The 291-nt window shown below is 64.6% G+C and carries 1 protein-coding gene; it reads left to right on the forward strand.

What is annotated here, in order from left to right:
• Window positions 1–10 precede the first annotated feature (10 nt).
• Window positions 11–127: a hypothetical protein gene (locus tag ACTFO6_RS18550; RefSeq protein ID WP_439935848.1), complete on the forward strand. Its 117-nt coding sequence runs from the start codon at window positions 11–13 to the stop codon at window positions 125–127.
• Window positions 128–291 lie beyond the last annotated feature (164 nt).

Genomic DNA, 291 nt, shown 5'->3' on the forward strand with positions numbered 1-291 from the left:
GGGCCTGGCGATCAGCAAGGACGGCAAATACCTTTACGTGAGCGATCAGCCCAACAACTCGCTGGTCATCGTGGACCTGGAGAAGCGCGCCGCCGTGGGCCAGGTCGCCCTGGGCGAGTCGCCGTAGGGGGTGAGTGTCTCGCCCGACTGCCAGTGGGTGGTGGCGGCGGTGGAGTTGTCGAACAGCGTCGCCTTCGTCGATACCGCCACCAACCAGAAGTGCTTCAGCGTCAAGGTCCGGGGCAAAAACCCGGAGCACGCGGTGTTCAGCCCGGACGGGAAGTGGTTGTA

This window comes from Pelomicrobium sp. G1 (assembly GCF_051905455.1).
In the GTDB taxonomy this organism is placed as follows: domain Bacteria; phylum Pseudomonadota; class Gammaproteobacteria; order Burkholderiales; family UBA6910; genus Pelomicrobium.